The sequence below is a fragment of the Dyadobacter linearis genome, assembly GCF_907165045.1.
GTDB classification, from domain to species: domain Bacteria; phylum Bacteroidota; class Bacteroidia; order Cytophagales; family Spirosomataceae; genus Dyadobacter; species Dyadobacter linearis.
Window position 1 is genome coordinate 1 of the sequence record NZ_CAJRAU010000014.1, and the last position, 24,167, is coordinate 24,167.

At 41.5% G+C, this 24,167-nt stretch carries 27 protein-coding genes and 1 pseudogene; 11 read left to right on the forward strand and 17 right to left on the reverse strand.

The genetic code is table 11. The features are described 5' to 3' along the window. The coding region (locus KOD92_RS26695) for a Tn3 family transposase (RefSeq protein WP_215236672.1) at nucleotides 1-218 on the forward strand (218 nt) is incomplete at its 5' end. 260 nt (nucleotides 219-478) lie between these two features. On the opposite strand, the gene KOD92_RS26700 is transcribed toward KOD92_RS26695, so the two are convergent. The 4 genes from KOD92_RS26700 to KOD92_RS26715 all read right to left on the reverse strand — a co-directional run bounded on the left by KOD92_RS26700 (nucleotide 479) and on the right by KOD92_RS26715 (nucleotide 3,133). Continuing rightward, nucleotides 479-988, reverse strand: a complete 510-nt coding sequence (locus KOD92_RS26700) for a DUF3997 domain-containing protein (protein ID WP_215236673.1) — start codon at nucleotides 986-988, stop codon at nucleotides 479-481. A gap of 83 nt (nucleotides 989-1,071) precedes the next feature. Further along, nucleotides 1,072-1,641, reverse strand: a complete 570-nt coding sequence (locus tag KOD92_RS26705) for a recombinase family protein (protein ID WP_215236674.1) — start codon at nucleotides 1,639-1,641, stop codon at nucleotides 1,072-1,074. 810 nt (nucleotides 1,642-2,451) lie between these two features. Continuing rightward, nucleotides 2,452-2,829: a hypothetical protein gene (locus tag KOD92_RS26710; protein WP_215236675.1), complete on the reverse strand. Its 378-nt coding sequence runs from the start codon at nucleotides 2,827-2,829 to the stop codon at nucleotides 2,452-2,454. A 7-nt stretch (nucleotides 2,830-2,836) separates the two neighbouring features. Continuing rightward, nucleotides 2,837-3,133 carry a hypothetical protein gene (locus tag KOD92_RS26715; protein ID WP_215236676.1) on the reverse strand — a complete coding sequence of 99 codons (297 nt, stop codon included), beginning with the start codon at nucleotides 3,131-3,133 and terminating at the stop codon, nucleotides 2,837-2,839. Nucleotides 3,134-4,223: 1,090 nt separating this feature from the next. On the opposite strand from KOD92_RS26715, the gene KOD92_RS27510 reads away from it, so the two are divergent. Continuing rightward, on the forward strand, nucleotides 4,224-4,709 hold the full coding sequence (locus tag KOD92_RS27510) for a lipoprotein N-acyltransferase Lnb domain-containing protein (RefSeq protein ID WP_229254904.1): 486 nt from the start codon (nucleotides 4,224-4,226) through the stop codon (nucleotides 4,707-4,709). A 74-nt stretch (nucleotides 4,710-4,783) separates the two neighbouring features. Continuing rightward, nucleotides 4,784-5,455 carry a hypothetical protein gene (locus tag KOD92_RS27515; protein ID WP_229254906.1) on the forward strand — a complete coding sequence of 224 codons (672 nt, stop codon included), beginning with the start codon at nucleotides 4,784-4,786 and terminating at the stop codon, nucleotides 5,453-5,455. A 209-nt stretch (nucleotides 5,456-5,664) separates the two neighbouring features. Here the strand turns inward: KOD92_RS27515 and KOD92_RS26725 are convergent, their stop codons facing one another. The 3 genes from KOD92_RS26725 to KOD92_RS26735 all read right to left on the reverse strand — a co-directional run bounded on the left by KOD92_RS26725 (nucleotide 5,665) and on the right by KOD92_RS26735 (nucleotide 8,615). Continuing rightward, nucleotides 5,665-6,246: a DJ-1/PfpI family protein gene (locus tag KOD92_RS26725; RefSeq protein ID WP_215236677.1), complete on the reverse strand. Its 582-nt coding sequence runs from the start codon at nucleotides 6,244-6,246 to the stop codon at nucleotides 5,665-5,667. 216 nt (nucleotides 6,247-6,462) lie between these two features. Further along, the gene (locus tag KOD92_RS26730; protein WP_215236678.1) at nucleotides 6,463-7,149 is read right to left on the reverse strand and encodes a response regulator transcription factor; all 687 of its coding nucleotides are present in this window, start codon (nucleotides 7,147-7,149) and stop codon (nucleotides 6,463-6,465) included. Then, nucleotides 7,149-8,615: a sensor histidine kinase gene (locus KOD92_RS26735; protein WP_215236679.1), complete on the reverse strand. Its 1,467-nt coding sequence runs from the start codon at nucleotides 8,613-8,615 to the stop codon at nucleotides 7,149-7,151. Before KOD92_RS26735 ends, KOD92_RS26730 begins: the two co-directional genes overlap by 1 nt. Before the next feature lie 117 nt (nucleotides 8,616-8,732). Here KOD92_RS26735 and KOD92_RS26740 point away from each other — a divergent pair, with 117 nt between their 5' ends. Next, nucleotides 8,733-9,452 carry a hypothetical protein gene (locus KOD92_RS26740; RefSeq protein ID WP_215236680.1) on the forward strand — a complete coding sequence of 240 codons (720 nt, stop codon included), beginning with the start codon at nucleotides 8,733-8,735 and terminating at the stop codon, nucleotides 9,450-9,452. A 281-nt stretch (nucleotides 9,453-9,733) separates the two neighbouring features. On the opposite strand, the gene KOD92_RS26745 is transcribed toward KOD92_RS26740, so the two are convergent. Beyond that, nucleotides 9,734-10,843, reverse strand: a complete 1,110-nt coding sequence (locus tag KOD92_RS26745) for a serine hydrolase domain-containing protein (RefSeq protein ID WP_215236681.1) — start codon at nucleotides 10,841-10,843, stop codon at nucleotides 9,734-9,736. A 409-nt stretch (nucleotides 10,844-11,252) separates the two neighbouring features. Between KOD92_RS26745 and KOD92_RS26750 the strand changes: the two genes are divergently transcribed. The 4 genes from KOD92_RS26750 to KOD92_RS26765 all read left to right on the forward strand — a co-directional run bounded on the left by KOD92_RS26750 (nucleotide 11,253) and on the right by KOD92_RS26765 (nucleotide 15,708). Then, the gene (locus KOD92_RS26750; protein WP_215236682.1) at nucleotides 11,253-11,909 is read left to right on the forward strand and encodes an SCO family protein; all 657 of its coding nucleotides are present in this window, start codon (nucleotides 11,253-11,255) and stop codon (nucleotides 11,907-11,909) included. Nucleotides 11,910-13,563: 1,654 nt separating this feature from the next. After that, nucleotides 13,564-14,226, forward strand: coding sequence for an AAA family ATPase (locus KOD92_RS26755; RefSeq protein ID WP_215236683.1), 663 nt, complete (start codon nucleotides 13,564-13,566; stop codon nucleotides 14,224-14,226). Beyond that, entirely contained in the window at nucleotides 14,198-14,473 is a 276-nt protein-coding gene (locus tag KOD92_RS26760) for a hypothetical protein (protein ID WP_215236684.1), read from the forward strand. Before KOD92_RS26755 ends, KOD92_RS26760 begins: the two co-directional genes overlap by 29 nt. Before the next feature lie 101 nt (nucleotides 14,474-14,574). Further along, entirely contained in the window at nucleotides 14,575-15,708 is a 1,134-nt protein-coding gene (locus KOD92_RS26765) for a hypothetical protein (RefSeq protein WP_215236685.1), read from the forward strand. Between the two features lie 235 nt (nucleotides 15,709-15,943). Here KOD92_RS26765 and KOD92_RS26770 read toward each other — a convergent pair whose 3' ends face one another. Both KOD92_RS26770 and KOD92_RS27835 read right to left on the reverse strand, forming a co-directional pair. After that, entirely contained in the window at nucleotides 15,944-16,090 is a 147-nt protein-coding gene (locus KOD92_RS26770; protein ID WP_215236686.1) for a hypothetical protein, read from the reverse strand. Nucleotides 16,091-16,642: 552 nt separating this feature from the next. Then, nucleotides 16,643-17,075 (reverse strand): annotated as a pseudogene (locus tag KOD92_RS27835) (IS982 family transposase); the annotation flags it as partial. Between the two features lie 84 nt (nucleotides 17,076-17,159). On the opposite strand from KOD92_RS27835, the gene KOD92_RS26780 reads away from it, so the two are divergent. After that, nucleotides 17,160-17,846, forward strand: coding sequence for a hypothetical protein (locus KOD92_RS26780; RefSeq protein WP_215236688.1), 687 nt, complete (start codon nucleotides 17,160-17,162; stop codon nucleotides 17,844-17,846). Between the two features lie 37 nt (nucleotides 17,847-17,883). Here KOD92_RS26780 and KOD92_RS26785 read toward each other — a convergent pair whose 3' ends face one another. The 4 genes from KOD92_RS26785 to KOD92_RS26800 form a co-directional block, all read right to left on the reverse strand. Further along, entirely contained in the window at nucleotides 17,884-18,339 is a 456-nt protein-coding gene (locus KOD92_RS26785) for a hypothetical protein (protein ID WP_215236689.1), read from the reverse strand. A gap of 492 nt (nucleotides 18,340-18,831) precedes the next feature. Further along, nucleotides 18,832-19,314, reverse strand: coding sequence for a hypothetical protein (locus KOD92_RS26790; RefSeq protein ID WP_215236690.1), 483 nt, complete (start codon nucleotides 19,312-19,314; stop codon nucleotides 18,832-18,834). Beyond that, complete coding sequence (locus tag KOD92_RS26795) at nucleotides 19,314-20,021, reverse strand: P-loop NTPase family protein (RefSeq protein WP_215236691.1); 708 nt, start codon at nucleotides 20,019-20,021, stop codon at nucleotides 19,314-19,316. Before KOD92_RS26795 ends, KOD92_RS26790 begins: the two co-directional genes overlap by 1 nt. 34 nt (nucleotides 20,022-20,055) lie before the next feature. Then, entirely contained in the window at nucleotides 20,056-20,424 is a 369-nt protein-coding gene (locus KOD92_RS26800; RefSeq protein WP_215236692.1) for a hypothetical protein, read from the reverse strand. A gap of 285 nt (nucleotides 20,425-20,709) precedes the next feature. Here KOD92_RS26800 and KOD92_RS26805 point away from each other — a divergent pair, with 285 nt between their 5' ends. Next, the gene (locus tag KOD92_RS26805; RefSeq protein ID WP_215236693.1) at nucleotides 20,710-21,048 is read left to right on the forward strand and encodes a plasmid mobilization protein; all 339 of its coding nucleotides are present in this window, start codon (nucleotides 20,710-20,712) and stop codon (nucleotides 21,046-21,048) included. Beyond that, on the forward strand, nucleotides 21,045-21,869 hold the full coding sequence (locus tag KOD92_RS26810; protein WP_215236694.1) for a relaxase/mobilization nuclease domain-containing protein: 825 nt from the start codon (nucleotides 21,045-21,047) through the stop codon (nucleotides 21,867-21,869). Before KOD92_RS26805 ends, KOD92_RS26810 begins: the two co-directional genes overlap by 4 nt. A 293-nt stretch (nucleotides 21,870-22,162) precedes the next feature. Here the strand turns inward: KOD92_RS26810 and KOD92_RS26815 are convergent, their stop codons facing one another. The 3 genes from KOD92_RS26815 to KOD92_RS26825 all read right to left on the reverse strand — a co-directional run bounded on the left by KOD92_RS26815 (nucleotide 22,163) and on the right by KOD92_RS26825 (nucleotide 24,032). Continuing rightward, nucleotides 22,163-22,336, reverse strand: coding sequence for a hypothetical protein (locus tag KOD92_RS26815; RefSeq protein WP_215236695.1), 174 nt, complete (start codon nucleotides 22,334-22,336; stop codon nucleotides 22,163-22,165). Between the two features lie 800 nt (nucleotides 22,337-23,136). Beyond that, nucleotides 23,137-23,724: a hypothetical protein gene (locus KOD92_RS26820; protein WP_215236696.1), complete on the reverse strand. Its 588-nt coding sequence runs from the start codon at nucleotides 23,722-23,724 to the stop codon at nucleotides 23,137-23,139. Then, nucleotides 23,724-24,032: a hypothetical protein gene (locus tag KOD92_RS26825; protein ID WP_215236697.1), complete on the reverse strand. Its 309-nt coding sequence runs from the start codon at nucleotides 24,030-24,032 to the stop codon at nucleotides 23,724-23,726. Before KOD92_RS26825 ends, KOD92_RS26820 begins: the two co-directional genes overlap by 1 nt. Nucleotides 24,033-24,167: the final 135 nt, after the last annotated feature.

Genomic DNA, 24,167 nt, shown 5'->3' on the forward strand with positions numbered 1-24,167 from the left:
TTACCAATATTATCCTGGTCTGGAACACAGTGTATCAGCAGGAAATTATCAAACAATTACACCAGGAAGGATATGTAATTGACGAAAATGACTTTGAGTTTATCTCTCCTGCACCTTTTGAGCATATCAACCGACTGGGCAAATACAACTTTAACGCAAACCCAGAGCTCGGGGACAACGGACTACGGCCATTGAGAAAGCCAAAACTAAACAATTAGTTTCTTAGCGTATGATTTCGCCCATTTGTAACGAAAACCTCAACTTGTGCAGCACAGTTCCAGAATTACCGACACTTAGTCGGAAACAATCCCTCCAAAGACGGCGGATGATCCTATTTGTATAGCTGTTTTCCCCATCGGTTTGTTCGTATTCCTGGCATTAGCCTTGTAAGTGATTCCATGACAGAGCCTGTGGCCGTTAAGTGCACCTGATAAACCAGAAATAGATTTTTATGCTTTAAAGCGACTCCACCACAATTTCAATCATTTTCTTCAGAAATATCAAGTTGTAATTCTTGCGGCACATTTAACTCCTTCCTTTTTCGATAATACTCTTCTTCCGTCAAAGGACCATACGTTTGTTTGTTTTTGTGAGAAATGATCCAGTAATTGATTTTACGAGCAAAAATTTGCTTATAGTATGGATCATATCGGATTACACTGTCGGCTATGTGATGGCTTTCTTGTACATCCTTTTCCGAATTATCTTTATATTTTATTTTGTCTTTACTTCTTAATTCAGATCCAATTTGCCCTCTGTATACTTCCTTACTTGGCTGTTGTAGAGCCAAAATAAAATTCTGATCATATTTGTACTGAGCAACTTTGCCATAAATGCTACGTTGAGCTGGAAATGGAGAAATAATATTTTTTAATTCTGAACCAAAGCCTTGATAAATAAACCCATTCCCAAGATCTTCTGTAAACTCAGATACACCTGCACCGCACCTTGTTAAGAGTAGTATAATAAATAGCCCTAATGCTCTCATAGTTTAATATGATTTTTAAAGTTTATATTGATTAATTAAGGCGTGTCGCATTGTCTGCTGTGATGATTACTTCGCGTTTATTGTCACAAGCCATGCTCTACCTCCTTGATGTACCGGTATACTGTTGCCCGGCTGATGCCAAGCACTTTGCCAATTTCGGCCACTGACTTATCTTGCTTATCGTAAAGAGCTTTGGCAGCATGCGCCTTGGATTGCGCTTCCTTATTTAACCCCTTGGGCTTCCCTCCCATCCTACCCCGCGCCCTTGCGGCTGCAAGACCGGCTTTGGTCCTGTCGCGGATCAGGTCCCGTTCAAACTCTGCCAACGAAGCAAAGATGTTAAAGATTAACCGCCCTTGCGCGGTTGTCGTATCTATGGCATCGTTCAGGCTCCGGAAGCCAATTTGGTTTTGCTGGAATTCATTAACCAAATTGATCAGGTCTTTAAGCGACCTTCCAAGCCGGTCGAGTTTCCAGACAACGATCGTATCCCCTGCCCTAGCTGTGTCAAGAAGCTTGTTGAGTTCCGGCCGGTCTTTGACAGATGAAACCTTCTCGCGAAAGATTCGCTCGCAGCCTGACTTTTTCAGGTCATCTATTTGAAGGTCCAAGTTTTGGTCCTGCGTGGAAACGCGTGCATATCCAAAAATCATATCGTCTGTCTCACTAATTCAGTCAAAGGTATAAAAAGTGACATAGAAATGTGAGACGATAAGTTAAGACACTTTTATATAACTAAATCCATAGTAAGTTGAGTTGTCAACTAGTCTCACAAAACGGACGTTTCGCGAGACGGGTAATACGATTGAAATACGGATAGATAGATCCGAGCAGTATTTATTACGTTACAACGATTGATATGATTTCGGAGTCATTCAGTGTACTCTTCTCAGCTTGAAACCATCCGAAGATTTTTACATATGGATCTAAAAAAGATAACTCGATTCACATTCATACTTGTGATTATAGGGTTTCTCACTGTTCAATGCAAAGAACCCGATAAACAGGCAGTTCCATGTGATTGCCAGAGTAAAACGGTTAAAAAAGAAATGAAAAACATAGAGGCAGTAGTAGTTTATATCCAAGGAAACCGACCTCCTGGGGGTAGTCAAGGGCCTGACCTATATATATTAAGTAATGAGCCAAAGGATTTTGAGAGAAGTGGTCACGCAGCCGGTCCAAATATATTGGTCCCTTGCGACTCTCTATCTACCGAATTTAAAAAACAAGGTCTCAAGGTGGTTATATCTTATAACCGCAAAGATTGCTATGGTGCTATCACTAACCCGAGCTTTCGAGGCCACTATGGCTATTTTATTGATTTGACTACGATTAGGGTGAAAAATCTGTAAATGATATTATCACTCTCACAAAACCCTCCGACGCGAGAGATTTTTTACTAATCGCGGCTAGGCGTCAGATTATCGCACGGATCGGACGTTTTCCTGGACGCGTGAATTCTGTTATGGCCACATCTTGGTTCCATATAGAACTTTTATCTCTCTTCGCTGTGCGCGATAGTCACTAATTGCCTGTGGAGACTGTAAATCAAGTTTTACTCCATTGCACAAATGTTGGTGAATGTTCGTAGAGCTGAAAAGGCTATTTTGAACCTCAATTACCTGATTTCCATTGTATTCGTACAAGACAATTCCGTTTATACCAGGCCCTCCGAGAAATGCCTTAAACTCATCATTCAGCCATTTTAAATTATTTATTGGATCTGCAACTCCACATACCTTGTCCACTTCCTGGACCGGGTCACCGCTTTTGCAGTTTGTTACCAAAAACAAAATGACCGTTAAGGATGCTGAAAAGATGGCTTTTGATAAATTTTTCATCGCTTTTTTATTCTCGATTGCGTATTGAAGTAATGTTGATCCACCGTCCCCACACTTTAAGTCCGTCACTTTCATCCTTCTTAAACCGAATCCAGACAGGCGTAGATTCCTTGTTATAAGGTGCGACAACATCGGCGCGATACCAGACAGAATCAATTTGAACGAGCCAGCCACCGCACGCACCACACATTGTATAATCCCTTTGTGTAATAACAGCAGCTCTTTCAGGCTCTACGTCCGAGCAACCTGATAAGCTGCCTGCTACTATCAGAATGCTCACATAAATCAGAATGGTCTTTTTCATATTGCCAACGGTTTGTAAAGCAAAGACCATATTTGACTTAAATGGTTGTAAAATTATCTATGCAAGCTAGTATGTCAAAAAGAGAGGAGATGCGATCATCGAATAACCTACCAAGGTTGAACACCTGTGCTGCGCCCCTCTCAAAAGCAATTTACGAAAAGTCCCACGTCCTTGTACTATCCCAAGAACTTTCGCAAAACGCCTCAGACTCTCTTGTTCTGTGTTTCGTCACTTAACATAAAATTGGTTATCGCAACAAAAATTATCTGGCTCCGCCTCTCCCCTATGGTTCAGGTGTCAACCTTTTTGCTAGTAAAACGTGGTAAGTGTAAACGATACCCGACATTATTTGCAACAAGTCACTTCCGGATATGACAGTGGTGATTATGAATCGAATAACCACTTGTAAAATATTTCTTTGAGGCATGCTATTTATCGCGCATATTGCAAAAAATCACTGCGTCAATGGAGAAGAAAAAACGCTTTAACTTTTGGATCAAACTAGCAATCGCGTCGCTTGACATTATTAGCTTGATACGCCTCGCCTTTTTATAATAAGACAGCCCCCTGGTGCAGCAGCTGCTCCGGAACACAATGGGCAAAGTGCTCTCTCCTTGCACTAATCGAGAACTTTCGCAAAAGCGCCTCTCCCCTCTTATTCTATGTTGGTCATTAACATAAAAAGGGTTATCACCTTCCAAATAATCGCCTCAAGGCGCTTTATGTAATAGCTCAGATATAAATATACTTGATTGACGTATATTGTATAACGGTTATTCATAAACATAGGCCTTACGCAATCGTCTGGTGAGACATACATTGAGCAGAACCACAGTCATTAGATTCAATTCAGTCATGGTTGGCATGTCAATCGTTTACGCTGCTGACCTCATTCTCGGCCTATTATTTACAGGTCAACCAGTTCACTCATAAACGGTGGTAAGCGTATAAATTACCCGACGGGTTTATAAGATTGAATTTGCCGCAAAAGCGTAATTATTGGTGATGCCCCTGTTGATTTTCGTAGTAATTAATTTTGTACTTTCCCTTATTGGCAAGCGCACAACATGCCAATAACAGTTGAAAACTAATGATAATTAACAGATTACTGCTTGCGCAACTGCGCTTTTACATCTTGGTAATACTTTGCCAATTAGTAAGTCATTGCTCATTCAGCCAACAACTTTCAAGTGCGGCTCAGATAAGTCTAGTAACATATGGCTCTGGCGATGATGACATTTCATCAGCCTTTGGACATACAGAAATACGTGTTGTTGACCCAATTCTCGGAATCGATCAGAATTACAGCTATGGTGGCTTTAATCACAGAGCCGATGGATTTGTGATTAAATTTTTAAAAGGGACGCTCCCATATTATATAGCGTTTCATAAGCTCAATGAGGTTGCGCATTACTACCAACAGACGAATCGTAGTATCCGAGAGCAAACGTTGAATCTTTCATATTATCAACGTAATCAACTGATTAGCGACTTGGAACAGAACTATTTACCACAGAATCGATATATCGCTATAAGTTTTATTATGACAACTGTGCTACCCGACCTCGGGACATGATTGCTACCGTGTGTGGAGATAGTCTAATAATCCCATCCCGCTCTAATATGACAGGCAAGTCATATAGGGATTGGATGAATGAATATTTAACTGAGAAACCTTGGTATCAATTGGGCATGAACTTGGCCCTTGGAAGTCCGTCGGACAAACAGACCGATGGTTGGCAGGCCATGTATCTACCGGATCAATTGGCCGGTCAGCTACGTCATGCTACCATTAGGCAATCTGATGGTAGCATGATACCGTTGCTACAAAGTGAACAAACCTTGTTTATGCCTCAGGAAAAAGTTAAGCAGCCGCTTGCCTTTATCGCTCGACCTAATGTTGTATTTACTCTGTTCGGCATTATAGTTACCGTATTTTCAATTGGGCGATTTGTGAGCGGTAGAAAAGTTGACCGTTGGCTCGATCATATCTTATTTGGCGCATCAGGTTTAATAGGTTGGTTTTTGATTGTACTATGGCATATCCGAGATGATGGCGTTACAGCTTGGAACCCAACGCTGCTATATTTGATGCCACTTCATATACCGCTAGTATTTTGGGCTACAAGGCGAAACGCAGGAGCATTTCGAGCCTTATATTTTGCCGTTGCAGCATTATTGATTTTAGGAGGCATGGTACTGTCAAACATACCTGGATGGTTTGATGTTACATGCCCAGTAATGTTACTGGTACGCTGCCTGATTAACTATTCGCTGTACTCTAGCCCAAGTCATCAATGGACTCGGATGTACTCCCATTAAATTCAAGTCCCGTATCCTTGCACTTCAAAGAACTTAGCCAAAATCTCTCCCACCCTCTTGTTTGTTTGGCTGTTCAACATAAAATCTGTTATCGCAACCAAATTACAGTATCTGGCTCCATCTCTTCCCTATGGTTAACGTGCCAACCGTTTTGCTAGTAAAACGTAATCTTGCTGCATAATGTATAAGTATCTATTAACTACAAGCGCTTACATCATCTCCAAGCTTTTATAATCGTATAAAGGTGCTGGATTATATTCGACAAGTAACTGGATTCTACGAGCTTCGTCTGCCCCTTCTATCTTGTTAATAAAATAGAAGGCTAGATCAATTCCAGCAGTTACTCCGCCGCAGGAGAATACATTTCCATCTTCGACGATGCGTTCATTAACTACAATTGCTCCAAGGCGTTCCAAAGATTGAAATGCCGCCCGGTTCGTAGTCGCTCTTATTCCCTCAAGTAACCCGCATGAGCCTAGAATAATTGAACCTGTACATACCGTAAGGATAAACCTGGATTTTCCGCAAACTGCCCTGATAATTTCCATGCTATTGATATCATCATGAAATTTTGCATGTCCACGCCCACCTGGGATGAGCAAGACATCAAATTCACTTTCTTTTGTCAAAACAGATGAAGGTTCAACAAACAGGCCGTTGCCGATATCGATGCGACCGGGAGTGCAGGCAACGACTTTAATATCCCAATCCTTGACTCGTGCCAGAATATCCAGTGGCCCGAATATATCCAGAGCGGTTACCTGATCATACAGCAAAATTCCAATCTTCATTGTAACGGCTTAAGACATGTAAATGCGAACAACAGATTATCTTAAATATAAGTAGTAAGTGTAAAGTAATCCCAATGTTTTGTGAGAGTATTTTGAAGTATAATTTTAATCATGTGATTTTCCCTGAACAGATAGTACACTAGCCAACCATAATGTTTTCGGTACATGTTTGAGAACTTCAAAAAATGACTTTCATTCTTTTGTCCGTCATCCTGATCAACAGACCAATCGGTAGCCAACTCCCCGAAGCGTAAGAATCTCAACCGAGGGATCTAATTTCAAATGCTTTCGTAATTTGGTAATAAATACATCCAGTGTTCGCCCATTGAAATAACTGTCGTCCCCCCACAAGGTCAGTAGAATGTGTCTACGCTCCACAATCTGGTTTTGATGGTCGTATAAAAGTTGGAGAAGTTGGGTTTCTCTATGGGACAGGCGGATAGCCCCCTTATTATGTAATTGCAGGCTTTGTTGGTGAGCTACAAACGTATATTGCCCTATAAAGACCGCGTCCGGGAGTCTGGCAGTTAAGGAATAACTGCGCCTGAGTAGCTCCTTAATGCGTAGAAACAACTCTTGCAGACTGAACGGTTTTTTCAGATAATCATTCCCCCCACTCCGATAACCCTCCATGATGTCTTTGGTTGCGGTTCTAGCCGTCAGATACAAGATAGGAATGCTTTGATCTAGCTGACGGATTTTCTCGACCAGGGTAAACCCATCTATGGTGGGCAGCATTACATCGATTATACAAAGTGAAAAGCGATGGGTACGAAACAGACCAAAAGCCTGGTGGCCATCCCAGGCATGAGTGACCTGATATTGAAGCTGCTCCAAGCTATCAACGACAACCTGAGCCAGAAATGGCTCATCTTCCACCAAGAGGATATGGGCTTGTTCCATCAGCATATAGGGATCCGAATCCAAAACAAACTACCACTGGGTTCGTTGGCTTCCACCCGGATTGACCCACCATGCTGCGTGAGAATTTGCTTCACGTAACTTAGGCCGAGGCCGTAGCCTTTCACATCATGCACATTCCCGCGAGGTATCCGAAAGAACGGTTCAAATATCTTAGTCCTATACTCTTCCGGTATGCCAATGCCGTTGTCGGCAAAACCAATTTCAACCGATCGTTTTTTGGCAACCAGACAGATAGTGAGCTGTGGATGAGTTGTTCCATACTTGACGGCATTGTCGAGCACATTGCTAAACACCGCTAGTAAACTATTGGCCCGAGCGTTGACCAACACGGGCTTGCTTTGAGGCAGATAGGATAACCAGGTCTCAGGAAGAGTTTGTCGAAGTAAAAGCTCTTGGATAGCTTGTTCCAGGAGTTGGCATACGTCGACTGTTACCCAGGGCTCGTCGGTAAAGGTAATCCGGCGGTTGGCGTTCAGGATTTGGGTTGTTAGTCCCGTTAATTTATCAGCCTGGTACGTGATGATATCAAGGTAGTTTTTTTGAACCTGCGGCGGGTGGTTAAATGCTTTGAGGGCTTCGGCCGTAATTTTGATCGAGGCGAGTGGCGTATTGAGCTCATGGCTCATATTGTTGATGAAATCGTCCTTAAGTCGGGCTAATTTGTGCTGGGATAGCAACGTTATCGCAGTGTAGCCAAAGCAGAACAAACTGATCGCAACCAGAAAGAATGTGGCCAGGATTACCCATTTCATGGTTTTGACAAAGTACTGTGTCGGCGGGTCAAAACGAGCACGTACCCAGTCGTTGGTGTAGGGCTTGCGAAAGGAAGTAGCCACCGGCTGGGTCCAATAGCCGGTTTCTCCATGGCGGTTCGTCGTCAACAAAAACTGGGCATCAATCCCTCTGTTAGCTAACAGATTTCTGTAAATACGATCCAGATCACTTAGACGAAGATGACTTTGATCAAAAGCTAATTTTAAACTATCCCCAAGCCTTTGTGTATAGTAGTAGACAAAACCGTCTTGCAAATCCTGCCGGACCCGTCGGTCGGCTAAGTGATGAATCACCATGGATCTAACTGATGGGCTTATACGCGTGAGTTTAGGCTTGAAATCGTCGATGCCAAAGGAGGTGCCTGGACTACCTTTAAACTTGGGATAGCGATCATTGATATGGAAGACTGTTGTGCTGTCGCGGTTCTTGATATCACATGTAATCTGGATCAATGAAGTGTCTGCTAACCATATCTTTACCTGGTTGATCAGTTCCTGCCGACGCTGAGCCGTTTCCAGATCCACTGCCTGCATGAGTGTTTGATTAATATCGTGCTGAAAGGATTGGACAGTGGCCTGATAATTCTGATAATTCCAGAACAACTGCAATCCAATGATAGCGGCAATACAAAGTGCCATCAGCGTTAAGACCAGGTTTACCGGCTGTTTCATGAGTGAAGATAAATAATTTCGAGCTTGCCCGGCAGAGCCTTAACCTTAATTAACCTGGGTTAACCAAGGGTTAACCCAGTACGTGCCTTTTTTAACAGTGCTTTGTCAAAAAAAGATATGACAAAACGACTCGGACTTAAACCTCACCTATCGACCGATTTTAAATCGGTTGCCTCCTATCGTTGGGTAGCGATTTCAATGCGAATTAGTAATCGTTTGATCAGGCAAAGAATATTTTTGGCCTTATTCATTGGCCTTCCTTTTTGGGCATCTGCCCAGCAGAATGATAGTACTTTTGTGAAAGCAGTGTTTGGCCCAGCGAATCCTGAACTCCAAGAGCTGATGTCAGTCATTGGGATCGAAAAACATCACCTTGAACTGGATGATCGCAGGCTGAAAGGCAAATTCATTCAATTAACGTATCAGGAGTATCGAAGTGGTGTGGCTCAGCCGGAAGTGAATTTAACCAGCCGGAAGGACCTTTTTCAACTAGATTCAACTGGTAAGATAGCTTTTGACGTCTACGCGCGGGCGATAGACGCTGTGACGCTTGAAGCCGTTTTCAGGTTTCCTCGAGTGGGACAACGCAAACAGTTCAAGACCAAGGCGGGCCAAGCTGGCCAGTATAGCTTCCGAACGGATATTCTATTGTACCAAAACCAAAAAGCGAAGATTCCCATCGGCAAGACATTTACCTTTTTAGTGTATACGCTGCCTTATGAAAAAGACGGATATCTGCAATACTGTGCCCTTGCCCAGAGTCAAGTGCCTATTGAGGAATGGTACAAGCGGTTTGGGATCAAACATTTTGTGGCCTACCAACTCCTTATCGAGTAGCCGACGATCAAACTACATTAGATTTATTAGGCGGCTCAATTGTGAATTAATATTGACTGGGCAATGAACATTGACTGTTCCAGGTGTGCAACCGCTTTTGGTAGTTTCAAAATATCCCTCCTCCTTTTAAGAATACTTTGGGGGAAAGCTAACGTTTAACAGGCTTGATTTCATGCCTGACGGCTCACATGCCAACCGTCTCCCGCATTGAATTGGTAGTGTCAAGAGACCGAGGTTTTGTTAAACATCTGATCGCCTTACGACCGACTTCCGAACCGAAGCTATTTAACATACAAACTTTTGTTTGTTTTCAAGTGCTCAATTAGCTGCCGAGATAGTTTAACTAGCTTATTCTGCGTAGTACCATCCGACTCATTAGCCATCAAAATGACGCCCAACTTTTGATCGGGATAGAATACGATATAGCTACTAAAACCAAAGGTGCCTCCTGTATGCCAGAGTTGGCGATCTCCAGTAGCGGTTTTTGTCACATGCCAATTTAGCCCGACAACATCTTGAGGTGTTTCAACCGTTTTCTGATGGCTGAGCTTTACTGCCTCGTTCGATTCGTTTATCTGAAATTCTAAATATTTGATCATATCAGACGTCGTTGAAGTAAGTCCGCCAACGGCTTGGCTATTTTGCATCGTGATGTAAGGCATTAGTCTTCCTTTCGCGTCATAACCACTCGCCATTGGGCGAGTTTGATTCGTAATAAAGGTTGTATAATCCATTTCTAATGGCTGGGTAATGTACTGTTCCACAAGCTTTTCTATCGGCTGCCGGTATACCTGTTCAAGAATGAGGGCCAATAACTGAGCCGCAACATTAGAGTGCCTAGGGTTGGTACCGGGAGCTGCATTTAATTGAACTGAATGGAGATCCCGCAAGAAATCCTTTTGGGTATAGCTCTCCTGTATTTTCAGTAAAACATACGGAATCGAGTCAGGAGCTACCTTGGCGAAAACTTCTGGTTTATCGGGTAACCAGTTGGGAAGTTCTGAGGTCAAGTTTGCCAGATGGATCACTTTAATAGCCTGCCCTTGATAGGCTAAATTGGGGTACTGATCGGCTAGATATTTACGAATGTCGTCATTCAGACTGAGTCTTTTTTCCAAGACAGCATTGGCTAGCAAGGTACTGATGAATGTTTTGGTAATTGAGCCGATCTCATAAAGGGTGGTCGGAGTCGGTGATAGATTTATACCTCTTTTTGTGGTTCCAAAATTGTAATGTTCTTCTTTTCCATTGTTAAAGACACCAATGGAAAGGCCAACCGCTTCCGGGGATTTGATAAACTCCGTTCCTAATCGTTGAATATAATCATCCTGGGTAAAAGCTGTACCTACTCTTATTAATAACAGCAACAGACACAGGATGATAACTTTCATACTAATAAAAGCTTGTCGATGAATTTGGTAGAATGTAATTCAAACGAACTTACTTTATTTGTTGCAATTATGATAATCTCAGTTAATCCCGGTTTCGAGATACAGTTTTAATCAACCGGCAGCATCATTTCTGGTTTCCATTTCTGCTCCTTCTATTCATGTGCTAACCACACATCCATCAGATTCAAATCAATCAACGGTTGGCAGGTCAACCGCTTGAGCTACTCGCCTCATTCTGCGCCTATGGTTCCCATGTCACCGATATACTTTTGGCAGGAAGTAGATGCCAAAAAATGCCCGGCCTTTTCTGCGACAGGGACATACAGTGATTGAATAGCTATATTTGTACTGGTTCGACCAATGCTCCTCATTAGCATTTTGTCATTCAATGTTAATTCGATTTCATGCTGTGAAAAATCTATTGATAGCCGTTTTATTGCTTCAATCCTGTGGCAAAAGTTCAGATGAATTACCCATTCTTGGGGAAAGGGATGTTATTGTAAGAAGCATAGGAGGTAAGCAGGTATCGGACACTATATATCATAGAATACCGTCATTCAAATTTCTAGATCAAAACCATAAGACGGTGACGAACAAAGATCTAGCAGGAAAAATCTACGTTGCAGACTTCTTCTTTACTACATGTCCGGGTATTTGTCCGGTTATGGAGAAACAGATGCTGAGGGTTTATAAAAAATTTAAAGCCGATGATCGATTAAAAATCTTATCGCATACGATAGATCCAGAGCATGATACGCCAGAGCGTTTAGGAGCTTATGCACAAGATTTAGGGGTAACGGATGATCAATGGCTTTTCTTAACTGGGGTGAAGGAGGATATTTATAGAATTGCGCAGCAAGGTTATTTGTCTGTTGCTGCCGAAGATAGCGCAGCAGAAGGAGGATTTATTCATAAGGGCTACTTTGTTTTGGTTGACTCGGATCGACGTATACGAGGTATGTATGATGGTACGACGGAAGATGACGTCGATCGGCTAATTTCAGATATTAAATTACTTCTCAATACAATACAGCAAAGAACAGGGAATAAGCGCCCTATTAGATAGAGCATCCGTAAACAAGTGAAAAATGAATTGGCCGCCGGTTGGATCGATTTAACTAATGGCGTTAAGCCCAATGAACCTGCCTTTTTGCTCACTGATTTGGTTTCTCGCCAGGCTCAAAAAGCCATGACTTCCTGAGCCTGCCTACTTTTTCTCTGTTGGGCTGATTTTTACCTTTAGAGGTAAAAAAATGTGGTTTAAAAAGTATGGTCAGCAATTATTCGTTCAAAGTATTATTGATCTAGTCTTATTGAGCCATGGAACTTATACTTTGGGGGGGTGGGCATATTTCGTTTGGGTACGCTACGTACAAGGATATACTATCCATGGTTTTTTCAGATTGCATTTAAGCTTGGAAGCTCCGAGGTATAATTTGGTAACTATTCTATATTAGAACGGCATCGAAACCAGTGCTTGATTTAGTGTTGTTTTATTCTATTCAATTATTCATTGGACTGTCAAAACATGTATTAGCATTGATAATTAGGATATAGAGTACATACATTATTTCGAGACTTACTCCCATATTTTCGGCATTTATACAATCACATAGAAACAGTACATCTTACTGTGTTGAAACCAATGCCGAAAACAGTACTGAAAACAGTGCTCAAACAATTCGCGTCTGAGTTGTCAACCTACTGATCAATAGTGTTTGTATAGTCATTGTACTTGGCAACTATAACAGTTTTATAATTTATTGCCCCTCCCCTCCCCTCTCCTATTATTTTGCTAATTCGCCTAAGCGTGCAAGTCATTATCATTTTTTGACTATTGTGAGTACTGACTATGCATATGCACTAGCGCCTAAATGCAGTGTTAGATTTTGAATGGACAGATACCCTTTGAACTTATTTAATATATTTATAAATTATATATATAATAATTGTTTTTATACACATTTTTATAAGCCTTTGAATCCCTACTCCCTATGCCCTTCTCTCATTGGCGACTTTCGTAGCATGCAAATATTGACATTAGCCTGTTGAAGCCTTTTTTGGCACTTAAACGAGTACTGAATATAGCATGGGTTTATCTTGGATTCTTACTCGATCCAGTAAAATTCGTTTGTCTATTCATCTTTTTGACCCTCTCTTTTAATTATATCAACAGCTAGGATCAATCCTGCAAATTTTTCATTTTCCTGCGGCGTTTTCTCTTATTTAATACTGCATCTGATCTGCAATGATCATGTTTTCAGGGTATCATCGACAATCAATTCTTATCAATTAAGATAGTCAAGAATACAGTGCTAAAAAAAGTGCTACAATCAGTGTCTTATCTTACACTAAAGCTGATAGAGATTTCTTTGGTTATCAGCATCAATGCCGACATAGGATTGGATGCTGAGAGACTCACGTATGGTTAGTTTAGATGAAACTATCCTTTATATTTAAAAAAATCGAGGTGATGGATTTAGACTACGGTTTAGGCTCTACTGTAGCTTAAAAGTAATGGGTTAACTAGTACCAAAACCAGTGCTAGAATGTCCATTTTATTGATCTTAAAAATTAATATATTGATTATTAGATATTTAACAACTATCTTATATCATAGAACAGTGTTGAAATCAGCACTGAAAACCACACTTGATATAGCATTTGTTTTTGTGTAAGACTTTGCATTAATTGCGGCATAATTTTTAACACAGAAACCAGTGGTAATATCATTCAATTCAATAAAGGGTGGGGTAGGCAAAAGTACCCTTGCCACAGCAATGGCTGGCTGGCTGGCAAGCCAAGGTAGAGATGTGTTGCTTGTTGATGGCGATGATCAGGAAACATCTTCTGACTTTACAGCTTGGCGAGAGCAAACACTTGGAAATACTGGGTATACTTTGGTCAATATGACTGGCGCAAATCTTCGGAAACAAGTCGAAGCTATGAAGCCCAAATATGACCATATCATAATTGACACTGGGGGGAGGGATACAACTAGCCAGCGCGCAGCATTATCTGTTGCTGATGTATCTATGATACCATTTGTCCCACGTAGTTTTGACCTTTGGACTATTACCAAAGTAACAGATCTTATTGACGAAATCCAATCAATCCGAGCTGAGCCACTAATCGCCTACACTTTTTTGAGCCGGGCTGATATTCGCAGTGCTGACAATCGCGACGTTGCTGACGCTCTTTCGAAAATTTCACAATTAACGTATTTGGCCTATCCAATTAGCAACCGCAAGGCTATAAGCAATGCCGCTGGCCTAGGGTTAACACCGTTTGAAGGAGAAAACATTGATCGTAAAGCAACTAAGGAAATAGAAGATTTATTTAACCGTGTTCTAAATGGCAACGACATTACCGCCACCGCGTAAGGCAAAAGTGACTGAGGCTGATATAGAAGCAGTCATCAATAAAGGAGGAAGTACAATTAAAGATACCGCTTCCAGTGATCCTGAAAAGGCAAAGCATATTAATGTGCGGCTAACGGGGCAAATTATTAGCGAAATAGACATTCGCAGACTAAAGCGCCCACGTAGGCCAGGTTCGCCAAAGCCAGGAATAAGTATCCACGATTGGATTGTTGAAGCTGTTTTGGAGAAGCTACAAAGTGAAAAATAGTGCTAATTTCTGTATTATAAACAGTGTTATAAATTGTGCTAAATGCCTACTATAAACAGTAGTAAAAATAGTGCTAGAAGTAGTGCTGAAATCGGTGTATTATGGAGGAAAAAGAAAATGCCCCTAGGGGGACCATCATTAATGATAATTCACAATCCGACTTTTTCCTGAGTCGAATTGACAGAAGTGTTGCTGATAATCTCAATGACATAAGGAAATCATTTGGAGAAGATGCCGGAATAGTAAAAGACTTCATTGTATTCATTAGCAAGAATCTTAAGAAGGATCTCTTTGGGTATACCAAATTTACACTAAAGGATTTTTGTAAGGAGTCAGGACGCAATAGGCAGGACCTGGCAAGGAAACATCCATATTTTTTAGCTAATCCTAAGGCTATAATTCCAGAATATTTTGGGCATGAATTTGTTTCTGTTTTTGATTACGCACTTTTTAATATGCTTCAAAAGAATATAATCTTTGCCAAATCATATGTTGTCAACACCAGGAATGAGGTAATCCAACTGAAGAATTTCCCAATCCTTAAGGATATTAGACTTAACCTGAATCGTCAATCGAATACAATAAAGATCTACGAGATCAGAATTTCGGATGAGTGGCTAGACGGCTTTATCAGCCGATACTATACCATAGAAACAAATGGATACCCAAAAATTGGGAAGGGGAGGGGAGGGGATGGCCGGAAAAGCTTATATCTGATTCTTCAAAGGACAAGGCATCAACTTCTTAGTCAAAGGGAAACGACAGCACGGTTTTCAGTAGATTACTTGGCCGATTTGGCGGAGCTAGTGGTTGAGGAAAATCGGTTTAGAAAAAAGTCGTTAAAAAGAATACTTGATTTTTTTCAAGAAAAGGGAGACTTTCCCTTTTCATATAGATTTGTAAAGGGAGATCCATCTAAAGCTTATCAAGAAGAGTACTGGGTAGAACTAGATTTCTCAAGTTCAGTGAACATTATATCTTTATCAGAAAAAAGAGGAGACCACTTATTCTACAATTCGTTAATTGTCGAACTCAGGAATGTTTTTAATTCAAAGCATTCAAAGGTAGCAATCAAAGACGAAACAGATGTCTTTCAACGCTGGCTGACTAATGCGGATGCAGATACGGATACAAAAATTGAAATTCTAGTTTCTGCGTATTATAAGGCTTACAATCAACAAATTACAAAAATACAGGCTAAAAAATATATTAGAGATGGCTTTTTAAGTAAGTAGTGCTGTCGAATATTGCCACAACTGAAAAATCAATGTCATTCATGTAGCCCAGAGTTAAGGGTTGAATGGCTTTGCTGTCGAGTATTGGCTCATTTTAAGGAATAGCTAACATTCTAACTACTTCATACTAGCCTTAAAAAGCATAACTTGATTTGCATTGGAAATTAATATGTGATGATGGAAATTGCTGTCGAGTGCTGCCACAAGTACCATAATATTTAAAATACGGAATACGCTAAGTCTGTTTGCTGTCGAGTATTGCCACAAACTTGTCGAGTATAGGAACGTTACTGTCGAGTATTGCCACATTACTGTCGAGTATTGCCACTTTGCTGTCTACTATCGCCTCATAGAAGTGGCTTGCTGTCGATCTCTGCCCCATTGTTGTCGAGTATTGCCACAGACTGAAGAGTGTTGTCGAGTGCTGCCACATCAAATATGGGCTTTGAGCGCATTCTGCAAGGATTACTGTCGAGTATTGCCACCATATATATAGATATTATAAAAACTTATATTATGAAAAATCAAATCGGTATTCGCTCCTACGTCACTCATAGCATGTATTATTAGCCTACACACAAGGGCGGCTTGCGTCGCTTCGCGCACGCTAAAAAGGTCATTTGGGGTGTTGTATTTGCTACACTCATTTTTGCCTAATTATCGTAACCAAATAGAGCTGTGAAAACGAGTAGCAGATAAATAACGAGGGATTGATCAACTAAGTTTTTAGTTATTTTGTTTTTACACTGTCTGCGCCTTTTTGTCAGTTTTTAATAGTTAAAATGCAAGTGTTCCACGCAATCAAAAATACCGTTAACCCTTGATACCTAGTGCTTAGCCTGGCTACAAAATATCATGAGGATGAAATAAAAGTATGCTACGGATTATAAGGATTAGCAGCCTTCCGAAGATTATTTAAACACCCGTTGTGCGGTTAGTAAAAGAGTGCATGTTTAATTCTTCCGGCTGGTTTAGCTTGACAGTGAATTGATCGCTTTCAGGATAGAGACAGAGGTAATTTTGGTAACGATTGGGGCAAATGGTCCTTCTGGTCTTGGCGTAATTTCGTTTGGGCAATTGCTGATCGCAAATCTGAGAGAAAAGGGTTTCGATTATTTACGTGTTTTCCGTCGTTGATAATTCCATAGGTTTTTAATATTCATATTGGCTTTCAATGGTGTTATCATTTTGTAGACAGCTTGTTCGGCAGAGCGAGTTGCTGACCAGCTGAAATATAACTCACGACCAGCAAGTAGCTCACATTCAGGAAGATTATGATGTTTCAAGAACGGAATATATTGAGAATCATGCATGCTTGCGGTGGTCATACCGGCTGCAAATGGAAAGCCACTTTTAGAAATCACCAGGCATACCGATTCGATCATAGGGCCGTCCCGTCTTTTCAGAAAGTCTGCGTCGCCTCCTGTTATAGGTTAGTGGAGTTAAAAAAAATGCAACCCGAATTACCTCATTATTCGCTGGTCGCCGTTGACGATTTCAAGCCATACAATCGCCGTAAGCTGACGCATGCAAAGTACCTAGCCAGCCGAGGCATCAACCCTGAACAAGCTGCACTTTACCTGAGCGAAATTAAATTCACTCTGCGCGAAGAGGCCAAATCTCTGCTTTACGACTTTGGAATGATTAACGAGCAGGAGGGTTACGAGGTCAGGTCAAAGCTTTTTCCGACCAGAGGTTATAAGAAAACCACGGTAGGAGGGAAGGGCATTTCCGTCATTCTGGCTAAGAATAGCAGCCACAAAATTAGGAACTGGTACACCGCGACCTGGAAAGCCTTTTACTCAATCATGGACTTCCTGACCTTCGAGACAACCGGTGATAGCGAAATCGTCACATATAACTTTATCGTGATTCATGGTGATGTCATGATCCATAAAGTAGCCGAATATCTTAACACCTTGCCAGTCGGAAGCATCCACCATTATTGCCATCTAGACACTAACGGAAACGGCCAGCGGGCAATGCTTGACCTGATGAGAGAGACCCCTGGTTGGAAGCATGGGGACATGTCGTGGCAGTATAACGAGTTCAAAGACGCACATGCACAATTTGAAAGTGGATTAAAGACTGGCAGCAGGGAACGGGCACCCATCGTTTCGAAACACCCCAAAATTTAAGTCGCGTTCCAAAAATGTTAATGCAGTGTCTGATAGATTAAGTCAGAAAATCGATCCAATAATTAATTCTGGAAGGTAATATATTTCCATGCTTGCAGACAAAACCGAATAACTCACTCACTGACAGTACTGTGACATCATCAGAATCAGCCTGAACTTTTCCGTTAGTTGAGAACAAATAGATGTGGTCAGCAATCCCTCTAAGCCGTTCATCAAGCCCGACATTACCTTGCTTTACCTGGGCAACAGCTGTTTGTGATGTGATTGAATGTTTTAAAATGAATTCATATCCAATGGTTGCTGGTTTGCAGGAACTTGGAATTATGCAATACCCCTTAATCTTTTGAAAATAGAGATCGACAACATCTTCACAGTCATCGGCACCGATAAATTTAAAAAATGTCGCTTCAGTAATTCCTTCACTTGTTGAATCAGATTCAAACTTTTTTCTGTCAATTATAGGTGAAAAGGCCAATTTAGTAAATTGGTGCATTAATGGTTCGTGGATTGCCTGGAAAGCTTTAGCTGGACGAAAGCAGGCAATAATCTTTCCAGGATATTTTCTTCGCTTCCAATCTCAATCCATTCACACTTCCTCTGATTATGAATATCTATTTCTAGATGCAATGGATCATCTGAATAGAACTAGTCAGATTTAATACATCCTAAGTAGATGGAACAGAGCTTTTATACTTTTTACGTACTGACTGTTCATATTCACCTAGGCTGTTAACTTCCTAAAACGGGCCAACCTATTCCATAGATATTATTTTTTATGCAATAATTAACAACGTCGTCATGTGTCTTCCCATTTTTAGGGTCGTGTCTAATATGTAATCGCCAAATCATTTTTTTATATGTGAGCGGTTGATTTTAAACGAGATAAACATTCGTTTACTACTACCGCTGACATGGATTTTATCACTTAGTGAAGCCAAATGTTGGATATATACAAGTTTATTTCGTTCTGGACATATTCTACCATTTATTCCTCACGGTTCATAAGCTTAATGCCTTTTTTATCTTTAGTCATCTCGTAATTTCCGTTTGGAATAAAGAAATCTCCGTTTTCATCACGGATAAAATTAATTTTAATTAAAAGCAGCGTTTCTTCGGCATGCTTAATTTTCTCCTTATCAGCCATGGCATCTTTTATCATAAAGGCCCCCAGACAGCATAAAAGAAAAGCGGAAAATACCAAGCTTACCGCCACGATGTTTTGACCAATGCCGGTAGACAGGTTCCCCCACCATATAGTCCAGGCAGAAGCGTTATGCCCGTAGTGGTTGTTATAAGTAACCGGCTTGATCGTTTCATTCACCTTCGCAGCAGCCTGTTCAATCTTGTCAACGGATTTCTCGACAGCCAACATCAGTGGTACGATCTCGGGCTCGATTGCTGATTCTGATAAGTTAAAGCGGAGTGCCAGCCTGTGGCGTTCCGCAGCGAGGTTTGTATGTTTTTCCATCAGCTAATAATTTCCTGTATTTCCTGCTGTTTTTTACGGTACATGATCCTGGACATCATACCCAGGGATGCCGGGTCCGGATCAGGCTGGCTGATTAGGTCTATTATTTCCTTAACAGCACCACCACTACCCAGGTCACCAAATTGTTTGCAATCTATCCCAAGCTCTTTAAGTTTTTCAACCGCCTTTTCAGCTGTTTCTTTACCGCTAAAAGTGCCCATATTGACCACCATTGTTATAGGAAATTGCCCGGCAATTCTAGCAGACACTGCGTTGTAATAATTTACGCAGGAAGCCAGGGCATCACGTCCTGCAACAATGACAAATAAACGCAGCATAGTGTCTCTATCTGCCAGTTCCCTGCGCAGTTCATCAGCCAGGTCATCTTCTTGCAGCAGGCGTAAGAATTCAGCCGATTCAGGTGCACCAAAATCAATGAAATAATTTTCAGATTTTCCCTTGGACAACTTATCGAGCAGATCAACAATTACATCCCGTTCCATTTTTTTGTACTCATTGAGTATAGAGAAACTCCGGACACGATCTTTGCCGACTACCGCGCCCAGACGCCCGATGGATGTGCCCGTAGATTCGTCCAGATCAATAAAATTTGTTTTCTGTTCTTTCTGGTTTTGTGCTACAAACCATATAAACAGGGATTTGCCTACGCCACCTTTTGACTGTAATACCAGATTAATTTGCTTCATGCTAATAGTTATTGATTATTAATAAAGTACAATATCAGAAATTAGTAAAATCCATTCCCGGATCTTTCTTCCCTTTTGGTTCTTTTGTGGCTTTTTCAACGATTGTACCTAAATCCTGTTCAGACAGGGCAGGAGGGAGGGCCGCTGGGTCCGATGGTTGGCTGACTGGCGGGCCTGGTGCAGCTATCAGCGGAGCGAGCTGGGCGGCCTGCTTGCTTTTACGTCTTCTTTTCAGGTTATAGATAGCGTCCTCTGTGATGTCAATGCCCAACTCATCTTTGACCTGGCGGATCATGATCTGAGCCGGGATGTCAAAGAGGTAATCGCCATAGTACCTGGCCAGCAGATCAAAGCGACCTTTCAGCTTCATTTCAAATGCCTGCAAGACATACTTCTTATCCATAAGACAACAAAAGGACATTTTTTAAACAACTATAAAACTAAAATAGAACAGAAACTTAACATATTCAATAAATGACAGAGAAAAAAGTAAAAAAAAATAGTTACTAGCGCTATATTCGTGCGTTTGTTATTTGTGTTAAGGTAAAGCAAGCCATGTGTTTGTATATACAAATTTTCCGCTTCGCTTCAAATTTGCATCTACAAACACACTGGTCGTACCTCCCTTGACTTGCCGGGGCGCTGCCCCAAACCCCGGTGTCACGGACACCTTTTTATACTTTGAGCTATGGAAGACAATGAGAAGAACCCGCATTATGAAGCCCGCAAGGCCGGAGCAGCCCAGCGGGAAAATAAGGGCAAAATGATCCCTGTCCGGGTCACTGAGCAGGAGCATGCACAGATCAAGGCCAACGCGATCCTGGCCGGCCTGAGCGTGTCTGAATACCTGCGCCGGCTGAGCACCGGCCACCAGGTGCAAGCTCGGTTTGAAAAGGAAGAAAAGCGGAATTTGCAAGGTATCGGTACCAACCTGAACCAACTGGCCGCATATGCCAACAAAGGGTTCTTTTATGAAAAGCCTTTGCTTGAAGTTTTGGATCAACTTAAAAAAATACTAAAATATTGATTGCCAAGACATCGATCGGATCGAGCTTTTCAGGCGCGATCCATTATGGCGCTGGCTATACCGTTGAAGGAAAAGAGATCATGGGCAAAGCGGACCTGCTGGTTACGCACAACGTGGTTTCGCGTGACCCGGAAGGCATCGCAGCCGAGATGCAGCAGGAGGCTTCTTACAGCCGGTGCAAGACACCGGTGTGGCATTCGTCTATCAGCTGGAAGCCGGAAGAGAAGCCTACCCGTGAGCAGATGATCGAGACGGCCAACCGGTACTGTAAAAAAATGGGGGCGGATCCTAATGACCATCAGATTGCCGTTTACGAGCACCATGACAAGCCGCACCAGCATATCCATGTTTACATTAACCGCGTGCCGACCGATGGGACCAAGGCGCTGGAAACTTCGCACAATTATGCGCGCAATGTCCGGATCTGTAAAGAGATCACGCAGGAACTGGGCTTTTCCAAGCTGGAAAAGTTGGAAGAAGGTAAACTACGGCATGTGGCCGTTAACCAGGAGGAAGCCCAGAAGGTCGTTAACATGGCAATCAAGGCTGCTTTGAAAGAAGAATCTGAAACCCCGGAAGACATGGAGCGGCGGTTGAAGGAAAAAGGGATCGAGTGCAAATACAAGATCGAAGAAGGCAGGCTGAAATATTCCAGTTACAGCTATCAGGGCGTACCAATTAAGGGGCAGGACGTTGGCTTTACCGCGAAACAGTTACAGGCCAGGCTGGACAAGAACCTGGAAGCTAAAAAGGAGCAGTCGCAGCAAGTCAAACCGGATATTGAACACAAGCAGAAACGGGGCCGCGGGATGGGGCTTTAAAAATGCGGTTTATATCTTGCCAAACTGTTAAAGCAGGTGTGCAAAACAAATGGGGAAAGGCGCTGCACCTGATGCCAATGTAAGCCAATGCACTGAATATTCCATTAGTGATTATTACCGGTTTAATTGCCGGTTTCTATGTTCTGATCACAACCTTTTCTTATGAAATTCACTGGTCAGTGATTGTTTTTTTGTGCTGCTATTGCTAGGCGCAGTCGGGTTATTGTTTGCAGTAATCTATTGGCCAGGTCAAGATTAAAAAACGGCACCCTGTCACGGTGCCGTTTTTACAATCAATTTTTATGCTTCGTCGGATCAACCAAAACATAGGATGATCCAGCTTTCGGGGTCGGCGGTAAAATATTTCCCGCTATTGAAGTAATCTCATTCCCCTTACCACCTTTTGGACCGATGGTTTGATATTGTCCACTTTTCGGGGCGGACATGCCCGGACGTAATTTTGCCATTTTTATAACAATTTGAAATGATCTCATGAATTCGCTGGGAATGAGTTTCCAGTGCTGAGACGAATTCGAACTACTTTCAAAAAAATGTCGCTACTTTCGAACTCAAAACAAGGGGCACATAAGCGTAAGGTTGAGAAAACCAGCTTATTAAACACGTCGGGCAAGGATTTGTTTTTTCCCCTGAAAGCGGTTCCCCAACGGTTCCGCTTTTTTTATGTATGTCTATCTCGGCATTTTAGTTTCGTTGAACATTGATTTATATAGTGCAGGACTCTCACCCTTACTTACATAATGCACTCCGACCATAAAAGATTCATTTCTTGCTGTCAAATTTGAGCCCTGGCGAGAGATCGAAGCGTGTTGCTAGATATGCAGTATGATTTATCCTATAATGCTCTGAGCGCAATAAAATGAGGCATCTCTAAGACTCGGTTTCGCGCGGGTAATTGATAATATGAATACGTAGTATTTATATTATATATGATACGCGCGGGTGCGAGCCTTGTAAGTATCTGATGGTTACAATATAGTTACAAATGGGATTTTTCCAGGAAGCGATCCGTGTAATTTTTTTTATTATTTAAGAGAAATATTGGATTTCTATCAGGCAGCAACTGTTCTGATCCTGTCTTCAGTTATTAGATTCCCGGTAGCATAATGTCTACGAGCGGATACTCAGCTAATGTGATTTGTCGGTCAGATTCAAACATGCATTACGATTTGAATAGAGCGCATTCAGGAGGCATATTTTATTTGCTAGTACAGAAAGGGAAATTCGTTCCAACTCATTAATCTAAGTTTTAAATATTAATAGTTGTTATACGAAAGACCTTTTTGCTAGTGGTTAAAGGGGTGTGTATAAACTCTTTTTCTTCTCCAGTTTTGAAAATGTACCCTTTCCCCTTCTCTCCTTTAATGGTGGTCAAAGAATAATAAAAGGGCGCATCATCAATTTGGTCGTATGGAAATGTATCAGTGTTTAATTTCACATTGAAGGATGCTAACAGGCTGGAGGAGCCGGGCAAACAGGGTAATCCATTTGTCCCACGAAGCTGATAATGTTCTCTGCCTTTGTAATAGAATCCGATCCAATCAACTTCACTTATATTCAAAAATTCAAACGCTGTATCAAAATATAAATGCCACTGCATTTCATTTGGCATTAAACCTGTTTTACCAGTGTTAATGCAGTAAAAATTCAATATTCTGTGATTTTGAGTGCCTGTCGAAATCTCTAAAACTATATCTAGCTTCGGGTTATTCAATCGCTGTATAACCAACGTAATCACATACGTTAATATAATGCCTGAAACTATATTGGAATAGAAGTTTGGCCAAAAATTTTCCCAAAAGCCTTCGAAAAGACATACCATTTCAATACTAACCATTATCGAAGCTTATTTTTATCTAAATCTACAAAACCCGAGACAGTGCCAATAGAGCCTGAATTTCCCGGATTTCCAGCATTTCCAATGTTGCCAGCATCTCCGGCATTTCCATAGTTAATATTTTTATATGGGCTGTTTGAACGACGAAGAAGCCTGTTACTAGAAACAACTTCACCAAGATATTTTCCACTGATATCAACGAAAAAATTGGAAACGCGGCGGCCTATGTTTTTGCCGGTGGTTGCATACAAACGTTCGCCAGATGCGTTAGCAATGTGATTTCCCTTTGAATCGAATAGACGTTCCATAGATTTAGATTGTTGTGCTGCAATTTAATAAGTATGAAGCAGTTCTTTCAATTTGTTTACAAGCAGGGGATATATGCCGCAATAACCATCATTTGAAAAACTTATATTTAACACAAGGTATATGTAATCCATTGT

Coding starts and splice junctions, on each gene's coding strand:
- KOD92_RS26700 (WP_215236673.1), bottom strand. CDS start 988: ATGAGAGCATTAGGGCTATTTATTATACTACTCTTAACAAGGTGCGGT.
- KOD92_RS26705 (WP_215236674.1), bottom strand. CDS start 1,641: ATGATTTTTGGATATGCACGCGTTTCCACGCAGGACCAAAACTTGGAC.
- KOD92_RS26710 (WP_215236675.1), bottom strand. CDS start 2,829: ATGAAAAATTTATCAAAAGCCATCTTTTCAGCATCCTTAACGGTCATT.
- KOD92_RS26715 (WP_215236676.1), bottom strand. CDS start 3,133: ATGAAAAAGACCATTCTGATTTATGTGAGCATTCTGATAGTAGCAGGC.
- KOD92_RS27510 (WP_229254904.1), top strand. CDS start 4,224: ATGATAATTAACAGATTACTGCTTGCGCAACTGCGCTTTTACATCTTG.
- KOD92_RS27515 (WP_229254906.1), top strand. CDS start 4,784: ATGAATGAATATTTAACTGAGAAACCTTGGTATCAATTGGGCATGAAC.
- KOD92_RS26725 (WP_215236677.1), bottom strand. CDS start 6,246: ATGAAGATTGGAATTTTGCTGTATGATCAGGTAACCGCTCTGGATATA.
- KOD92_RS26730 (WP_215236678.1), bottom strand. CDS start 7,149: ATGGAACAAGCCCATATCCTCTTGGTGGAAGATGAGCCATTTCTGGCT.
- KOD92_RS26735 (WP_215236679.1), bottom strand. CDS start 8,615: ATGAAACAGCCGGTAAACCTGGTCTTAACGCTGATGGCACTTTGTATT.
- KOD92_RS26740 (WP_215236680.1), top strand. CDS start 8,733: ATGACAAAACGACTCGGACTTAAACCTCACCTATCGACCGATTTTAAA.
- KOD92_RS26745 (WP_215236681.1), bottom strand. CDS start 10,843: ATGAAAGTTATCATCCTGTGTCTGTTGCTGTTATTAATAAGAGTAGGT.
- KOD92_RS26760 (WP_215236684.1), top strand. CDS start 14,198: ATGGCAACGACATTACCGCCACCGCGTAAGGCAAAAGTGACTGAGGCT.
- KOD92_RS26765 (WP_215236685.1), top strand. CDS start 14,575: ATGGAGGAAAAAGAAAATGCCCCTAGGGGGACCATCATTAATGATAAT.
- KOD92_RS26770 (WP_215236686.1), bottom strand. CDS start 16,090: ATGGGGCAGAGATCGACAGCAAGCCACTTCTATGAGGCGATAGTAGAC.
- KOD92_RS26780 (WP_215236688.1), top strand. CDS start 17,160: ATGCAACCCGAATTACCTCATTATTCGCTGGTCGCCGTTGACGATTTC.
- KOD92_RS26785 (WP_215236689.1), bottom strand. CDS start 18,339: ATGCACCAATTTACTAAATTGGCCTTTTCACCTATAATTGACAGAAAA.
- KOD92_RS26790 (WP_215236690.1), bottom strand. CDS start 19,314: ATGGAAAAACATACAAACCTCGCTGCGGAACGCCACAGGCTGGCACTC.
- KOD92_RS26795 (WP_215236691.1), bottom strand. CDS start 20,021: ATGAAGCAAATTAATCTGGTATTACAGTCAAAAGGTGGCGTAGGCAAA.
- KOD92_RS26800 (WP_215236692.1), bottom strand. CDS start 20,424: ATGGATAAGAAGTATGTCTTGCAGGCATTTGAAATGAAGCTGAAAGGT.
- KOD92_RS26805 (WP_215236693.1), top strand. CDS start 20,710: ATGGAAGACAATGAGAAGAACCCGCATTATGAAGCCCGCAAGGCCGGA.
- KOD92_RS26815 (WP_215236695.1), bottom strand. CDS start 22,336: ATGGCAAAATTACGTCCGGGCATGTCCGCCCCGAAAAGTGGACAATAT.
- KOD92_RS26820 (WP_215236696.1), bottom strand. CDS start 23,724: ATGGTTAGTATTGAAATGGTATGTCTTTTCGAAGGCTTTTGGGAAAAT.
- KOD92_RS26825 (WP_215236697.1), bottom strand. CDS start 24,032: ATGGAACGTCTATTCGATTCAAAGGGAAATCACATTGCTAACGCATCT.